This is a genomic window from Paracoccus thiocyanatus, assembly GCF_900156255.1.
Lineage (GTDB): Bacteria > Pseudomonadota > Alphaproteobacteria > Rhodobacterales > Rhodobacteraceae > Paracoccus > Paracoccus thiocyanatus.
Window position 1 is genome coordinate 113,602 of record NZ_FTMK01000001.1, and the last position, 15,735, is coordinate 129,336.

General features: G+C 67.8%; 14 protein-coding genes. 7 read left to right on the forward strand and 7 right to left on the reverse strand.

All coding sequences use genetic code 11. The features are described from left to right. Positions 1 to 61 precede the first annotated feature (61 nt). A complete protein-coding gene (locus F3H32_RS00505; protein WP_149763434.1) occupies positions 62 to 658 on the forward strand; it encodes an HNH endonuclease in 597 nt (198 codons plus the stop codon). Between the two features lie 312 nt (positions 659 to 970). Further along, positions 971 to 1,246, forward strand: coding sequence for a hypothetical protein (locus tag F3H32_RS00510; RefSeq protein ID WP_223191303.1), 276 nt, complete (start codon positions 971 to 973; stop codon positions 1,244 to 1,246). Between the two features lie 73 nt (positions 1,247 to 1,319). Here F3H32_RS00510 and F3H32_RS17630 read toward each other — a convergent pair whose 3' ends face one another. Continuing rightward, a complete protein-coding gene (locus tag F3H32_RS17630) occupies positions 1,320 to 1,484 on the reverse strand; it encodes a hypothetical protein (RefSeq protein WP_188128546.1) in 165 nt (54 codons plus the stop codon). 152 nt (positions 1,485 to 1,636) lie between these two features. On the opposite strand from F3H32_RS17630, the gene F3H32_RS00515 reads away from it, so the two are divergent. After that, positions 1,637 to 2,719, forward strand: coding sequence for a PA0069 family radical SAM protein (locus F3H32_RS00515; protein ID WP_149763436.1), 1,083 nt, complete (start codon positions 1,637 to 1,639; stop codon positions 2,717 to 2,719). Here the strand turns inward: F3H32_RS00515 and bmt are convergent, their stop codons facing one another. Both bmt and trpS read right to left on the reverse strand, forming a co-directional pair. Further along, a complete protein-coding gene (gene bmt / locus F3H32_RS00520) occupies positions 2,720 to 3,679 on the reverse strand; it encodes a betaine--homocysteine S-methyltransferase (protein ID WP_149763438.1) in 960 nt (319 codons plus the stop codon). An 84-nt stretch (positions 3,680 to 3,763) separates the two neighbouring features. After that, positions 3,764 to 4,783: a tryptophan--tRNA ligase gene (trpS, locus tag F3H32_RS00525; RefSeq protein ID WP_149763440.1), complete on the reverse strand. Its 1,020-nt coding sequence runs from the start codon at positions 4,781 to 4,783 to the stop codon at positions 3,764 to 3,766. Between the two features lie 83 nt (positions 4,784 to 4,866). Here trpS and F3H32_RS00530 point away from each other — a divergent pair, with 83 nt between their 5' ends. Beyond that, on the forward strand, positions 4,867 to 5,577 hold the full coding sequence (locus F3H32_RS00530; RefSeq protein ID WP_149763441.1) for a rhomboid family intramembrane serine protease: 711 nt from the start codon (positions 4,867 to 4,869) through the stop codon (positions 5,575 to 5,577). Here F3H32_RS00530 and murJ read toward each other — a convergent pair. Genes murJ through F3H32_RS00545 form a run of 3 tightly spaced genes read right to left on the reverse strand, consistent with a single transcriptional unit; the run spans position 5,568 to position 11,137 of the window. Further along, the gene (gene murJ / locus F3H32_RS00535) at positions 5,568 to 7,112 is read right to left on the reverse strand and encodes a murein biosynthesis integral membrane protein MurJ (RefSeq protein ID WP_149763443.1); all 1,545 of its coding nucleotides are present in this window, start codon (positions 7,110 to 7,112) and stop codon (positions 5,568 to 5,570) included. The genes F3H32_RS00530 and murJ overlap by 10 nt on opposite strands. A gap of 9 nt (positions 7,113 to 7,121) precedes the next feature. Then, on the reverse strand, positions 7,122 to 9,932 hold the full coding sequence (locus tag F3H32_RS00540) for a [protein-PII] uridylyltransferase (RefSeq protein WP_149763445.1): 2,811 nt from the start codon (positions 9,930 to 9,932) through the stop codon (positions 7,122 to 7,124). 2 nt (positions 9,933 to 9,934) lie between these two features. Further along, positions 9,935 to 11,137 (reverse strand): penicillin-binding protein activator, encoded by a 1,203-nt coding sequence (locus tag F3H32_RS00545; RefSeq protein ID WP_149763447.1) that lies wholly within the window; start codon positions 11,135 to 11,137, stop codon positions 9,935 to 9,937. Positions 11,138 to 11,239: 102 nt separating this feature from the next. Here F3H32_RS00545 and rsmI point away from each other — a divergent pair, with 102 nt between their 5' ends. From rsmI to gshB, 3 genes are all read left to right on the forward strand, one after another. Further along, positions 11,240 to 12,148, forward strand: coding sequence for a 16S rRNA (cytidine(1402)-2'-O)-methyltransferase (gene rsmI / locus F3H32_RS00550; RefSeq protein WP_149763449.1), 909 nt, complete (start codon positions 11,240 to 11,242; stop codon positions 12,146 to 12,148). Further along, positions 12,145 to 12,558, forward strand: a complete 414-nt coding sequence (locus F3H32_RS00555) for a YraN family protein (RefSeq protein WP_149763451.1) — start codon at positions 12,145 to 12,147, stop codon at positions 12,556 to 12,558. Before rsmI ends, F3H32_RS00555 begins: the two co-directional genes overlap by 4 nt. 289 nt (positions 12,559 to 12,847) lie before the next feature. Further along, on the forward strand, positions 12,848 to 13,798 hold the full coding sequence (gene gshB / locus F3H32_RS00560) for a glutathione synthase (protein ID WP_149763453.1): 951 nt from the start codon (positions 12,848 to 12,850) through the stop codon (positions 13,796 to 13,798). 385 nt (positions 13,799 to 14,183) lie between these two features. On the opposite strand, the gene F3H32_RS00565 is transcribed toward gshB, so the two are convergent. After that, positions 14,184 to 15,698 carry a YifB family Mg chelatase-like AAA ATPase gene (locus tag F3H32_RS00565; protein WP_149763455.1) on the reverse strand — a complete coding sequence of 505 codons (1,515 nt, stop codon included), beginning with the start codon at positions 15,696 to 15,698 and terminating at the stop codon, positions 14,184 to 14,186. Between the last annotated feature and the right edge of the window lie 37 nt (positions 15,699 to 15,735).

Sequence of the window (15,735 nt, forward strand, 5' to 3'; positions counted from 1 at the left end):
GCCGCGATATATAGTCGTTGCCATCTCTGACCCGTCCTGGGCAAGGCGGAGCGAGGGGCCGATGCTGGACGACCATGGCGAATTTCGAACCCAGTTCGTGCGCGAGCCTTCTTTCTTGCGCCACCATCCGGCATTGGTGCTGAACGCTGACTTCCGGCCGCTCAGCTATTATCCGCTGTCGCTATGGCCCTGGCAGGAGGCGGTGAAGGCGGTGGTCCTGGACCGGGTCCAGATCATCGCCGAATATGACGAGGTGGTGCGCAGTCAGCATCATGCCATACGCATCCCCTCGGTCGTGGTGCTGAAGGATTACATCAAACCCCAGAAGCGCGTGGCCTTCACGCGCTTCAATCTTTTTCTGCGGGACGAATTCTGCTGCCAGTATTGCGGGGCCAAGGGGGAGCTGACCTTTGACCATGTCGTGCCCCGCTCGCGCGGTGGGGGGACAAGCTGGGAAAACGTCGTCGCGGCCTGTTCGCCCTGCAACCTGAAAAAAGCCAACAAGTCGCTGCGCCATTCCGGGATGAAGCTGCGCCGGCCGCCGCTGCGGCCAACGCCCCAGGAAATGCATGCCATCGGCAGGCGCTTCCCGCCCAACCATCTGCATGAAAGCTGGATGGATTTCCTGTATTGGGATACGGAATTGATTGCCGATTGACCGGCCGATCGGGACCGGGCGGCCGGCCCGCCGGCCCCGATTTCCGCCGTCCGCGCCGGAAAATCGTCCAGGATGATCCCGTTGTGGCCAGATCGCGGCTTTCGGCAAAGTGTTGATAAATAATGGTTTCGCCAAATTTCCGCGGCGTCGCGCCGCTGAAAGGACCATGGTTCATTGCAGCGGACGCCGATGCCGGTTAAAGAAACCGTCAGGTTTGCGTGATGACATCAAGCCTGTTCATGCGCCGATTCGCATTCGGTCCGGCGCTGCGACCATCGCCCGCGCGCTTGGTGTTTTCCGCGTTTCGCGGCCATGCAGGGCGATCAACGAAAAGACAAGAAAGGATCTCGCATGTGGACACGTATTCAGACCGTGATTGACGGAAATACCGTTTCCGGTGACTGGACGATCTGCCGCAATGAGCTGCCGGTCGGGCGCGTCAGCCATGATCCCCAGCAAGCCGGGGTTCCGGCCTGGGCCTGGGCGCTGCTGGAAGACCCCAGCGCCGCCGGACGGGCCTGGACCGAGGAAGCTGCACTTTCCGCAATCAAGGCCAGCGCCGAAAAAGCCGGCGACGCGGCCGCCTGAACGCTGAAAAGGGGCGGCGATTGCGCCCCTTGGACCCTTTTCCCGCGCCCCCCGTCCAGGTGGCGCCGGAAGCCTAGCTTCGGTGATCGCGCATGGTCAGATGCGCGATCGCGGCAGCCACCAGCGCCAGAAGCCCAAGCGCGAACAGCGGAATGCCAGCCGCGCTGGCCGCCCAGACCGTCAGCCCTCCGGCCAGGATCACCACAAGGATCAGGATCAGGAAATGCGGCAATGGCATGGCGTCCTCCTGTCTTTCAATATGGACGCTCTGGCGACGGGGGAAAAGGCCCGGCCGCGCTTTTGCGCGCCGTCTTGCCCATGGACGCGGCGCCGGCACCGATCAGCCCGTTCGTTCTGGCAAATGTTCGCGGAATGTTCTAATCTGGCTGGATGAGCCTGCCGCCTCGAAATCCCGATGAGATTCTGCGCGCCCGCGGCGCCGACACCCGCCCGGCCGCGCGGTTCGAACCCTATGCGACCGAGCGCGAGGCCGACGGCTGGGACATTCCCGAAGAACAGGGATTGCTGCGCACCGAGGTCACGCCCGAACGCGCGCGCTCGATCATCACGCGCAACCGCTCGCCCGACATATCGTTCGACCGCTCGATCAACCCCTATCGCGGCTGCGAACATGGCTGCATCTATTGCTTCGCCCGGCCGAGCCATGCCTATCTGGGCCTGTCGCCGGGGCTGGATTTCGAAACCCGCATCACCGCCAAGCCCAACGCGCCCGAGCTGCTGGCGGCCGAGATCGGGCGGCGCGGCTATGCGGTCGCGCCCATCGCCTTTGGCACCAACACCGACCCCTACCAGCCGGTCGAGGCCAAGCTGGGCATCATGCGCGGCTGCTTGCAGGTGCTGCATGACTGGAACCACCCGGTCGGGCTGGTGACGCGCGGTGCGACGGTCATGCGCGATGTCGATCTTCTGGGGGCCATGGCGGCCAGGGGACAGGCGATGGCCGGGGTCTCGATCACCACGCTGGACGTGGAACTGGCACGGCAGATGGAGCCGCGCGCCCCGGCCCCCGCAACCCGGCTGCGCATGATCCAGGCACTTGCCGATGCCGGAGTGCCGGTGCGGGTCATGGTCGCGCCGGTGATCCCGGTGCTGACCGAACACGAGATGGAGCGGATCATGCAGGCCGCCCGCGATGCCGGGGCGCGGGCCGCCAGCATGATCCCCATCCGCCTGCCGCTAGAGGTCGCGCCCTTGTTCCGCGACTGGCTGGAACGCCACCATCCCGGCAAGGCGGCGCATGTCATGGCGCGCGTGCAGGCGATGCGCGGCGGGCGCGACAACGACCCGCGCTTTGGCAGCCGGATGCAGGGCGAGGGGCACGAGGCAGACCTGCTGCACCAGCGCTTTCGCCTGGCACGCAAGCGGCTGGGCCTTGACGGCCCGGTCGAGGCGCTGGATTGCAGCCGCTTTGCCCCGCCGCCCAAAGCAGGGGACCAGCTTTCGCTGTTTTGATTATTCGCCCGGCCCCATGGCCTGGGCGATGCGCGCCGAAATCCGCTCGGGCGAGGGGCGGGGGCCGCGCGGCGCGGCGACCAGCGCATCGCGCATGGCGGCCAGATGCGCGGGCGTGGTGCCGCAGCAGCCGCCGATGATGCGCACGCCCAGGTCACGCGCCAGCACGGCGAATTCCGCCATCACCTCGGGCGTGGCGTCATAGATCAGCCCGCCGTCCTGATAGCGCGGCACCCCGGCATTGGGCTTGGCGATCAGCGGACGCTCGTTGCCCGAGGCGGCGAACCCGGCCACGGCCAGCAGCAGCTCGGCCGGGCCGGTGCCGCAATTGGCGCCATAGGCCAGCGGCGGATGCGGCAGCCGCTCGACCAGCGCCGCCAGTTGCGGGGGCGTCACCCCCATCATGCTGCGCCCGCCCGGCTCGAAACTCATCATCCCGCACCAGGGCAGGCCCGCGGCCTGGGCGGCGCGCGAGGCGGCGCGCATCTCTTCGGCGGCGCTGATCGTCTCGACCCACAGCAGGTCGGCGCCGCCCTCTTTCAGCGCCTGTGCCTGCTGGGTGAACATGGCGGTGGCCTCGGCCTCGGTCAGCCGGCCCATGGGGGCCATGATCTCGCCGATGGGGCCGACCGAGCCGGCGACGACCACGGCGCGGCCGGCATCGGTCGCCGCCTCGCGCGCCAGCCGGGCTGCGGCGCGGTTCAGCGCGGCCACCCGGTCCTGCGCCTTGGCCAGCCGCAGCCGGCTGGCATTGGCGCCGAAGCTGTTGGTCAGGATGATGTCGGCGCCCGCGGCGATCATCTGCCGGTGCAGCGCCCGCACCCGGTCGGGATGGGTTTCGCACCACAGGTCCGGCGGCTGGCCCGGTGCCAGGCCCATGTTGTAAAGATTGGTCCCGGTCGCGCCATCGGCCAAGAGCCAGGGGCGTTCGCCGAGCATCCTCGACAGTTGGTCAGGCATGGCGTTTCCCGTTTTGCGGCAGGACGGGGGAAGCATAGCCCATCATGCCGGGAAGTCATTGAAGCATTCGCAAAACGCCGCGTTTCAGCGCGAGCGGATCATGCCCATGATGTCCTTGGTGCGTTCGACGATCGGCCGGGCGATGGCCTCGGCCTGGCCGGCGCCGCGGCCCAGGATGCGGTCGATCTCGGCCGGGTCGGCCATGAACTCGGTCATCCGCCGGGTGATCGGGGCCAAGGCCTCGACCGCGACCTCGGCCAGGGCCGGCTTGAAGGCGCCGAAGCCCTGGCCCTCGAACCGGGCCAGCACCTGGTCGGCCGTCTCGCCCGACAGCGCGGCATGGATGTTGACCAGGTTCCTGGCCTCTGGCCGGTCCTTCAGCCCCTCCATCGACCCCGGCAGCGGCTCGGCATCGGTGCGCGCCTTGCGGATCTTTTGCGCGATGGCATCGGCATCGTCGGTCAGGTTGATGCGGCTGGCATCCGAAGGGTCGGATTTCGACATCTTCCTGGACCCGTCGCGCAGGGACATGACGCGGGTCGCGGTGCCCTCGATCATCGGTTCGGTGATCGGGAAGAAATCGACGCCATAATCGTGGTTGAACTTGGCGGCGATGTCGCGGGTCAGTTCCAGGTGCTGCTTCTGATCCTCGCCCACCGGGACGGCGGTGGCGTGATAGGCCAGGATGTCGGCGGCCATCAGCGACGGATATGCCAACAGGCCCAGGCTGGAATTTTCGCTGTTCTTGCCGGCCTTGTCCTTGAACTGGGTCATGCGATACATCCAGCCCACCCGCGCCACGGTGTTGAAAAGCCAGGCCAGTTCGGCGTGTTGCGCGACCTGGCTTTGGTTGAACAGGACCGAGAGTTCGGGGTCCACGCCCGAGGCCATGAAGGCCGCCGCGACCTCGCGGGTGTTGTGGCGCAGCTTTTCGGGCTCCTGCCAGACGGTGATCGCGTGCAGGTCCACGACGCAATAGATCGTCTCGGCCCCCTTGCCCTGATAGTCGGCAAAACGTTTCAGCGCGCCCAGATAGTTCCCCAAGGTCAGCCCGCCCGAGGGCTGGATGCCGGAAAAGATGCGCTTGGCGAAGCTCGTGGTCATGGCACTACCTGCTTGGAAAATCCCGGTGGCTGGCTTACCTCTTGGCCCGTTCGGGCGCAACAGCCCACTGGAAAGGAGCCCTGATGCGTCCCGGCTATGATGAATCGCCCCTGAACCCCGTGCCCGCCGTGGTCTGGTTGATCGCCCTGCCGATGATCGCCAGCGAGGCGGTGTTCGGCCTGGCCCAGATGGGCTTTGTCAGCGGCGGGCAGGGGGCGGGGCTGGCCATGCGCCAGATCGCGGTCGAGCGCACCGCCTATATCCCCGAACTGGTGCTGCGGCTGTGGCAGATGCGGACCGTCCTTTTCGACCAAGGCTGGCGTATCCTGACCTATCCCTTCGTGCATCTGTCGCTGACCCACGCGCTGTTCGTGATCGTCTTTACCCTGGCCCTGGGCAACCTGATCGCCAGCCAATTCCGGCCCTGGGCGGTCGTGGCGCTGTTCTTTGGTTCGGCCATCGGCGGCGCGCTGGTCTATACGCTGGCCGCCGGGCTTTTGCCGCAGGTCCGGTTCCAGGCGCTGATCGGCGGCTATCCGGCGGTCTATGGCTTTGTCGGCGCCTTTACCTTCCTGCTTTGGACCCGGCTCGGGCAAGAGAACGCGAACCGGCTGCGCGCCTTCACCCTGATCGGCATGCTGCTGGCCTTTCAACTGGTCTTTGCCATCCTGTTCCAGGACGGCAGCCTGACCTGGATCGCCGAGATCTCCGGGTTTTGCTGCGGCTTTCTGTTGTCCTTCGTCTTGGTGCCGGGCGGGATCGGCCGGGTGATGCGCCAGATCCGTCAGCGCTGACGGCGCAGGCCCGCCCGCAGGTCCGAGGGGCGGAAGGCGCCAAGCGCCAAGGCCGCCCCGCCATAGGTTGCAAGCCCGCCCAGGACCAGCGCGGCCAGCGCCAGATAGCGGGTGCCGGGCTGTTCCAGCGCCGGCCCCAGGACCAGAATCAGCCCCCAGACCGCCGCGCCCATGATGGCGGCCGCGGCGCAGATGCGGGGCAGCCGGTGGCGCAGCCGCGCGTCCAGCGCGGCCGCCTCGCCAAAGGCGCGGGTGCCGCGCCATAGCTGCGCGGCCATGGTCCAGCCGGCGATGGTGGTGCCCCAGGCGGCGGCGGAAAAGCCGATAAAGGGCGCAAGACCCAGCGCCACCGCCGCATTGACCACCATCGACCAGACGGCAAAGCGGAACGGGGTGCGGGTATCCTCGCGCGCGAAATACAAGGGTTGCAGCACCTTTTGCAGCACGAATGCCGGCAGGCCCAGCCCATAGATCGCCAGCGCCAGCGCCGTCGGGCCCACATCGGCGGTCAGAAAGGCGCCGCGCCGGAACAGCACCGAGATCAGCGGATAGGCCGCGATCACCAGCGCCACGGCCGCCGGCACGGTCAGGAACAGGGCAAATTCCGCGGCGCGGTTATAGGCGTGGCGGCCGCCATCCGTGTCGCCGTTCTTCAGCCGGCGCGAGATGTCGGGCAGCAGCACGATGCCGATGGCGATGCCCACGACCCCCAGCGGCAATTGGTAAAGCCGGTCGGCATTGGTCAGCCAGGCGATGGCGCCGTCGAAGAACGAGCCGACCTGGCGGCCGACCAGCAGGTTGACCTGAACCACGCCGCCCGCCAGCACCGCGGGCGCCGCCACCGCCAGCAGCCGGCGCATGTCCGGCGACAGCCGCGGCCGGCGCAGCCGCAGCGCAAAGCCCATGCGCTTGGCCGCCCACCAGACCGCGGCAAGCTGGGCAATGCCGGAAACCGGGGTGGACCAGGCCATCGCCAGTCCCATGTCCCAGCCCCGCCAATCGGCCAGCAGCATGGCCGCGATCAGGATGAAGTTCATCAGCACCGGCGCGGCCGCCGCCGCCATGAAGCGCCCGCCCGCGTTCAGCAGCCCCGACAAAAGCGCGGTCAACGAGATGAACAGGATATAGGGAAAGCAGATGCGGCCATAGATCACCGCAAGCTGGAACCGCTCGTCACCCTGAAAACCCGCGGCCTGCATCAGCACCAGCCAGGGCATCGCCAGATGCGCAATCAGCGAGACGACCAGCACCACCGAGAACAGGCCCGAAAACGCCTCTTCGGCAAAGCCGCGCGGGTTTTCGCCGCTTTCCAGCCGCTTGGCGAACATCGGCACGAAGGCGGTGTTGAACGCCCCTTCGGCAAAGAAGCGGCGGAACATGTTGGGCAGGGTGAAGGCGACGATATAGGCCTGTGCCACCGGGCCGGTGCCCAGATAGGCGGCGATCATCACGTCGCGCACGAAGCCGACCACCCGGCTGGCCAGCGTCCATGCCCCGACCGAAAGGAAGCCGCGTATCAGTCTGATCGGTTGCATTCGCGTTCCTCAGTAGGCTGCGCCCAGCGGACGCTCGGCCCGTTCGGCGCGTTGGGCGCCGTCCTTGATCGCCTGGCGCAGCTTTTTCTCCAGCGTCTCGCGGCGGCCCGGCTGGTGCAGCTTCAGCCCGAACATGTCCTTGACGTAAAAGGTATCCACCACCTGCGCGCCAAAGGTGGCGATCACGGCGCTGGCGATCTGGATATGGTTCTCGGCCAGGGTCCGGGTCAGGTCGTAAAGCAGGCCGGGGCGGTCGCGGGTATCGACCTCGATCACCGTATAGACGTCGGATGCCTCGTTGTCGAAGGTGACATGGGTCGGAAAGCGAAAGGCCGCCTCGCGCTTTTTCGGCTTGTCGCGGCCGGCCAGGGCGTCGCGCGCGACGATCTCGCCGGCCAATGTGCGCTGGATCATGCTGCGCAGCCGCGGCAGCCGGTCGGCGGCATAGGGGTGGCCGTCCGCATCCTGCAACCAGAAGACCGCGGTGGCGAAGCCGTCCTTGGTGGTATAGGTGCGGGCATCGACGATATTGGCCCCGACCAGCGCCAAGGCGCCGGCCATGCGCGAAAAGATGCCGGGATGGTCGGCCAGCACAAAGGCGGTGCGGGTCGCATCGCGGTCGGTATCGGGATGCAGGTCGGTGCGGATCTGGTCGTCGGTCAGGTCCTTGAGCATCTGCGCAAAGACATATTGCGTATCCGTCGGCAGGCCCGGCCAGTAATTGTCGTAATGCCGCGCCAGTTCGGCCTTGATCGCCCTGGGCTCCCAGCCCTTGGCGGTCAGCAGGTGGCGCAGCGAGCGCTTGGCCTCGCCGATGCGCTTGTCGCGGTTCAGCTCTTCCAGGCCGTTTTCCAGCGCCTGCCGCGTTTCCTGGTGCAGCTTGCGCAGCAGCATCGCCTTCCAGTTGTTCCAGGTGCCGGGGCCGACGCCGCGGATGTCGCAGACGGTCAGCACCAGCAGCATGTCCAGCCGCTTGGTGGTCTTGACCGCCTTGGCAAAGGCGCGCAGCGTGCGCGGATCGGCGATGTCGCGCTTTTGCGCCACGTCCGACATCAGCAGGTGGTTGCGCACCAGCCACTCGATGGTCTCGATCTCGTCCGCGGGCAGGCCGAAGCGGGTGCAGACCCGCCGCGCCAGCCGCGCGCCCAGGATCGAATGGTCCTCGGCCCGGCCCTTGCCGATGTCATGCAGCAGCACCGCCAGGTAGATCACCCGCCGGTTCACCTTGCCCTTCATGATCTTGCTGACCACGGGCAGGTCCTCGGCATCCTCGCCGCGCTCGATGGCGGCAAGGGCTGCGACGCATTGGATCAGGTGCTCGTCCACCGTGTAATGGTGATAGACATTGAACTGCATCATCGCCACCACCGGCGCGAACTCGGGGATAAAGGCGCCCAGCACCCCCAATTCGTTCATCCGCCGCAGCGAGCGTTCGGGGTTGCCGTGCTTCAGCAGCAGGTCCAGGAAGATGCGCACCGCCTCGGGGTCGGACCGCATGCGGTCGTCGATCCGGTCCAGATTGGCCGCGACGGCGCGCATCGCGTCGGGATGGATCAGGATGCCGGTGCGCAACGCCTCTTCGAACAGGCGCAGGATGTTCAGCGGGTCGGACAGGAATTGCGCCTCGTCGCCATAGGTCAGCCGCCCGCGATCCACGCGAAAGCCGGCGCGGACCCGGCGGCGGCGCTGGAACAGGATGTTCATGATCGGCGCGCGATACAGGTGCCGGGCCTCCAGCGCGACAAGGAATACCCGCGTCAACTCGCCGACCTTGGTCGCGTGCAGGAAATAATCCTGCATGAAGATTTCGACCGCGCGCCGCCCGCCAAGGTCGCGATAGCCCATGCGGCCCGCCACCTCGACCTGCATGTCGAAGGTCAGCTTGTCGACCGGCCGGCCGGCGATCAGGTGCAGGTGGCAGCGCACCGCCCACAGGAAATCCTCGGCCTGCCAGAAGGTCAGGTGTTCCTCGCGGGTAAAGAATCCCAGGTCGACCAGTTCGACCGCGCGATCGACGCGGTGGATGTATTTCGCGATCCAGTACAGGGTTTGCAGGTCGCGCAACCCGCCCTTGCCCTCCTTGACGTTCGGCTCCAGCACATAGCGCTGGCCGCCTTGGCGGCGGTGGCGCTCGGTGCGCTCGGCCAGCTTGGCCTCGATGAATTCCGGCACGGTGCGGTCGAACAGTTCGGACCAAAGCTGGTCGCGCAGGATTTCCGCCGTCGCGGCATGGCCGCAGATCAGCCGGTGCTCCAGCAGGCTGGTGCGGATGGTGATGTCCCCGCCGCCCAGCCGCAGGCAGTCATCGACCGAGCGGGTGGACTGGCCCACCTTCAGCTTCAGGTCCCACAGCATGTAAAGCACGGATTCGGCCACGCTTTCGGCCCAGCCGCTGGTCTTCCACGGCGTCAGGAACAGCAGGTCCACATCGGATTGCGGCGCCATCTCGGCCCGGCCGTAGCCGCCGATGGCCAGCACCGCCAACCGCTCGGCATCGGTGGGATTGGGCAGCGGATGCAGGATGGTGGTGGCGACGTGATGGATGGCGATGACGGTGGCGTCGGTCAGGCTGGCGATGGCGCGCACCGTCTCGCGCGCGGCGCGGGGATGGGACATGAAGCCCGCGACGATGTCGGCCATGGCGGCGCGGCGCGCCTCGGCCAGGATGGCCACGGTGCGGGCGCGGATCTCGCGCGGGCCGGCGATGCCGTCCAGCGCCTGGGTCAGCGCCGGCAGAAAGGTTTCTGGGGTGAACAGCGAATGCGCCCCAGGCAGGGCCGGGGCGCTTTGCGGCAGGCTGTCGATGTCCTTGGCGCCCAAGATCAGAACCCGAAGCCGCCGAAGCTGCGCGGCGCCGGGTCCAGCACGACGACCTGCCCGCCGCGCACCGTGGCCACGGCCAGCGCGCGTTCGTTGGTGCCGTCGCGCTTAAGCCGGAATGCGCCCGAGATCCCGGCGAAACCGGCATTCTGCGTCAGCCCCGACGTGGTCAGCGCATTGGACTTGCCCGCCCGCACCAGTGCCGCGATGGCCGCGACCCCGTCATAGGCCAGCGAACCCAGCTCATGCGGCGTTTCGCCATACGCGGCGCGATAGCGCTGGTCGAACTGCGCCTTCATCGTGGTGTCGGGAATGGCGAACCAGCCGCCCTGCACGCCGCGCAGCTGCAACCGGGCCGAGGGCTGGTCCCAGCGCGTCAACCCCATCAGCTGCACCTGGGCCGAGGTCACGCCGGCATCGGCCAGGCTGTCGGTCAGATAGGGCAGCACCGCGCCCTGGTTTGCGGTCATGAACACCGCATCGACATTGCCCGACAGGGCCGCCTGGGTGATGTTGGGCAGGACGCCGTCGATGCCGGTCTTGGACAGCGGATGGACGGCGGTGCCGACCAGGGTGGCGCCATTCCTGCGGATCGCGCGCTCGATCGCGCGGGCGCCGACCTGGCCGGCGGTGTCGTCTTCGGCCACCATCATGATGCGGCGCTTGCCGTGTCCGACGCCATATCTCACCAGCCGGTCGGCCACGTTGTCGAAGGTATTGCCCAGCACGAAGACATTGCCGCCGGCGATGTCGGTATTGTTCGAGAATGACAGAACGTTCACGCCCTGCGACGCCATGGCGTTGCCCACCGCATTGGTGCTGTCGGCGAAAAGCGGGCCCAGGATGATGCGGGCGCCCTCGGCCACGGCCTGGTTGGCCATGACGGCCGCGGTTGCCGGATCCGAGCCGGATTCGTAGACGCGCAGGTCGATCCTGGCGCCGCGCGCATCCGCCGCCGCCATCCTGGCCGAATTGCTCAGCGAACGCGCCAGCCAGTCCAGGTCGGCGGCCCCGGTCCCCCCCGGCACCAGCAGCGCCACCTGGACCGGCTGCGCGGGGTCGATGCTCTGGCCGGTCTCGGGGCCGGTCGCTCCCATCCCGGCCGGCTGGCAGGCGGCAAGCGTCAGGGCGGAAAGCACGGCGCCGATGCGCGCAAGCGGGCGGCGCAGGTCAAAGGCGCCGCGGATCGTGTTCAGGACGGTCATGGCTTGATTCCCTGTTGGATCTAGGCTGGGGGTTTGATGGGGCAGGTTATTGGCATATTGGGGACATGGCAACTTGCCCCGGCAGCGAGAAAGGAACCGGCGATGGAGGATGGCGCAAGCAGCGGCGTGACCGGCGCCCGGCCGCTGGCCCTGAGCGTTTCGGCCGCGCCGCCCCAGCCGGGGCTTTACCTGGTGGCGACCCCGATCGGCACGGCGCGCGACATCACGCTGCGGGCGCTGGACGTGCTGAACGCGGCCGACGTGCTTGCGGCCGAGGATACCCGCAACCTGCGCCACCTGATGGATATTCATGGCATCCCGCTGCGCGGGCGGCGCATCCTTGCCTATCACGACCATAATGCCGACCGGCAGCGCCCGGCGATCATGGCTGTGCTGGCGCAGGGCAAATCCCTGGCCTATGCCTCGGATGCGGGCACGCCGCTGGTGGCCGATCCGGGGTACCGGCTGGCGCGGGACGCCGCCGAGGCAGGCTTCCCGGTCAGGGCGCTGCCCGGCCCGTCGGCCGCCCTGGCGGCGCTGTCGGTGTCGGGATTGCCAAGCGACAGGTTCCTGTTCGTGGGCTTTCCGCCGGCCGCGGCCGGGGCGCGCAGGACATGGATCGAAAGCTGGCGGCAGGTGGATGCGACGGTGATCGTCTTTGAAAGCCCCAGGCGCGTTAAGCAATTGTTGGAGAATTTGTGCGAGCTTGAGGCGAATCGGGTTACAGTGATTTGCAGGGAGCTGACGAAGAAATTCGAAGAGGTGATGCGCGGAACCGCTGCGGAACTGCTGGAACGGTTGCCAGAGGGCGGATTTCGCGGCGAGATCGTCGTGCTGTTCGGTCGGCCTGAACCGGTTGTGCCGGATGAAAACGGCTTGCGCGATGCCCTTGCGGCGTTGCTCGACGAACGTCCGGTCAAGGAGGCGGCAGCCGAAGTCGCGGCCCGCTTCCGGCGGCCCCGACGCGAGATCTATGCGCTGGCCTTGGCGATGAAAAAGGAACGGGAATGAAGTTCGAGCGGATTTCACAGGGGACAGCAGTCCCGGTCGCCACCGGACGGTCGCAGCGGGGCGCGGTGGCCTATTCGTCGGGCCGTTTCGCCGAGGAATCGGTGGCGCGGGAATATCGCCGCCGCGGCTACGAGGTAATGGCCGAGCGCTGGCGCGGCCGCGGCGGCGAGATCGACCTGATCCTGTTCAAGGACGACGAATATGCCTTTGTCGAGGTCAAGAAATCGCAAAGCCACGACCGCGCGGCAGAGCGGATCGGCCCGCGGCAGGTCCGGCGCATCTGCAATGCGGCGCTGGAATATTGCGGCCGTCTTCCGGCGGGGCTGCTGACCGCGATGCGCTTTGACGCGGCTCTCGTCGATCAGTTCGGACGGGTCGAGATCCTTGAGAATGCCTTTGGAGCGAACTGAAACCGCGGGTTCGGACAATGGATCGCCGGCCAGGTTCTGCAGCATCCGCCCACGTGGCTTCGAGGCGGAAGCAGGCTGAAAATCCCAGCCCTGCTGCGGAATGGCGGGCTTGCGTTTCCGGGGGGCGGGCATCCGGGCCATGCGATTCTTTCGGGCGGTGCAAGGCTCATCATCCTCGCGGCGCCCTGTCCGGCCGGAAGCCCTGCATGGCCTACCGGCCCAGGACTACCGCTTGCAAAGCCGTCCCGCGCGGGCGACAAAGCCCACCGACACAGTCCGGGGATGAGAGATGAGTCTTTACGTGGCCCTGCAAATGGACCCGATCGAGCAGGTTTCGATCGATGGCGACAGCACGTTCCGGCTGGGACTGGAGGCCGAGGCCCGCGGCCACCGGCTGTTTCAGTACACCGCCGACCGGCTAAGCTATTGCGAAGGCCGGGTCACGGCGCGCGGCCGTCCGGTCAGCCTGCGCCGCGAAGCGGGCGATCACGTAAGCTTCGGCGACTGGGCCGAGGTCGATCTGGCCGAGTTCGACGTGGTCTGGCTGCGCCAGGACCCGCCCTTTGACATGGGCTATATCACCACCACCCATCTGCTGGACCGGGTGCATCCGTCGACCTATGTGGTCAACGACCCGTTCTGGGTGCGCAACAGCCCCGAAAAGCTGCTTGTGCTGGATTTTCCCGACCTTACGCCGCCGACACTGATCACCCGTGACCTGGGCCAGATCCGCGCCTTTCGCGAAAGGCACGGCGATTTCATCCTGAAGCCGCTTTACGGCAATGGCGGGGTCGGCATCTTCCACATGCGGCCCGACGATCCGAACCTGTCTTCGCTGGTCGAGACCTTTCTGGCCAACAGCCGCGAGCCGATCATCGCGCAGAAATACCTGCCCGCCGTGGTCCGCGGCGACAAGCGCATCATCCTGGTCGATGGCGAGCCGGTCGGCGCGATCAACCGGGTGCCCGCCCAGGGCGAGGCGCGCTCGAACATGCATGTGGGCGGCCGCCCCGAGAAGATCGGCCTGACCGAGCGCGAATACGAGATCTGCGCCCGGATCGGCCCGACCTTGCGCGAAAAGGGCCTGATTTTCACCGGCATCGATGTGATCGACGGCTGGCTGACCGAGATCAACGTGACTTCGCCCACCGGCATCCAGGAGCTTGAGCGTTTCGACGGCATCAATGCAGCGGCGCTGATCTGGGATGCCATCGAGCGCCGGTTGGCCGAACGGGGTTAGCGGCCTGTTAGGCCGGAACCGGCGAATCGGAGCCCCGGTGGTTGTGCGGCCCGGCGAGGTTGCGGATGACACCCGACCCCGGCGGCTTTGCAGTGGCGATGCCGCGACGTCGCCGCCGGGCTGGGTTGCGGCTTTGCTGGCTCTCGGGCGGGCAGGCCCGTTGACCGGCACGGCAGCCGGGCGTCGGCAAGGCGAACCGGCATTTGGGCGAAGGGGCGGCCGCCGAGCGCGATCACGCCGTGCCGCCGCCGCCCAGACGCGAACGGACCGGCAGTTCCTATCCTAATTTTCTGTTGCGCAGATGCGGAGACACCCCCTCTGTCGAGGGAGCGTCGAGGCGCCCGCATGGGCGATTCCCGTCGATCAGCCGGTTCGCAAGAATGCGTCAATCCGGCCGGCCGAAGGGCAGGCGATAGGACAGCGCCTCGGCCAGGTGCGGCTGGCGGATGTCGGCGGCGCCGTCCAGGTCGGCAATGGTCCGCGCGCTGCGCAGGATGCGGTGATAGCCGCGCGGGGTCAGGCCCAGCCGGTCGGCCGCCAGCGCCAGCAGCGACCGGCATTCGCCGTCTAGCGGCGCGATCTCTTCCAGCAGCCGACCCGAGGCGTCGGCATTCACCCGCGCGGTTGCATGGCCGGCAAAGCGTGCGGCTTGCAGCGCGCGGGCGGCGGCGACGCGGGCGGCCACGCTGGCCGAGCTTTCGCCGGTCGCCGGCAGGCCCAGGTCCTCGATCGAAACCTGCGGCACCTCGATGCGCAGGTCGAAACGGTCCATCATCGGCCCCGAGATGCGGCCCAGATAGTCCGCCCCGCAGCGCGGCGCCTTGGAGCAGGCGCGGGCGGCGTCCGCAATCTCGCCGCAGCGGCAGGGATTGGCGGCCGCGACCAGCAGGAAGCGCGCCGGATAGCGGATATGGGCATTGGCGCGCGAGACGTGGATTTCCCCCGTCTCGATCGGTTCGCGCAGCGCGTCTATGACCCGGCGTTCGAATTCCGGCAACTCGTCCAGGAACAGCACGCCGTTATGCGCCAGGCTTGCCTGGCCGGGCCGGGCGTTGCGCCCGCCCCCGACCATGGCCGCCATCGACGCCGTATGATGCGGCTGGCAAAAGGGCGCCATGCGCGAAATGCCGCCTTCGGCCATAAGCCCGGCGACGGAATGAATGATCGAGGTCTCCAGCGCCTCTTGCGGGTCCAGCGGCGGCAGGATGCCGGGCAGGCGGGTCGCCAGCATGGACTTGCTGGCGCCGGGGGGGCCGACCATCAGCAGGTGATGCCGGCCGGCGGCGGCGATTTCCAGCGCCCGGCGGGCGCGTTCCTGACCCTTGACCTCGGCCAGGTCGGCTTCGAACACGGTCGCGGCCAGTTCGCCCGGCGCGGCGCGGGCCAGGGGCGCGCGGTCGGTCAGGTGATCGACCGCTTCGCGCAGGGTGCGCGGCGCAAAGACCGGCACCGCGCCGACCCAGGCTGCCTCGGCGGCGCAGGCGCGAGGCACCAGCAGGGCGCGGCTTTCCTCGGCTGCGGCCATGGCGGCGGGCAGGGCGCCCGCGACCGGCGACAGCCGCCCGTCCAGCGCCAGTTCCCCCAAGGCCACCACCCGTTCCAGCGCCTCGGCCGGGACGATTTCAAGCGCGGCCAGCACCGCGAGCGCGATGGGCAGGTCGAAATGCGAACCCTCCTTGGGCAGGTCGGCGGGCGACAGGTTCACCGTCACCCGCCGCGAGGGCATGGCGATGGACAGCGCGCCGAAGGCGGCCTTGACCCGCTCGCGCGCCTCGCTGACCGATTTGTCGGGCAGCCCGACGATGCCGAATCCCGGTAGTCCCGGCGAGACCGAACATTGCACCTCGACCAGCCGCGCCTCGACCCCGTCGAAGGCTACGGTATAGGCAATTGCCGCCATCGGTTCTCTCCGTGTCCGGCTTTCTGGATAAACTGCC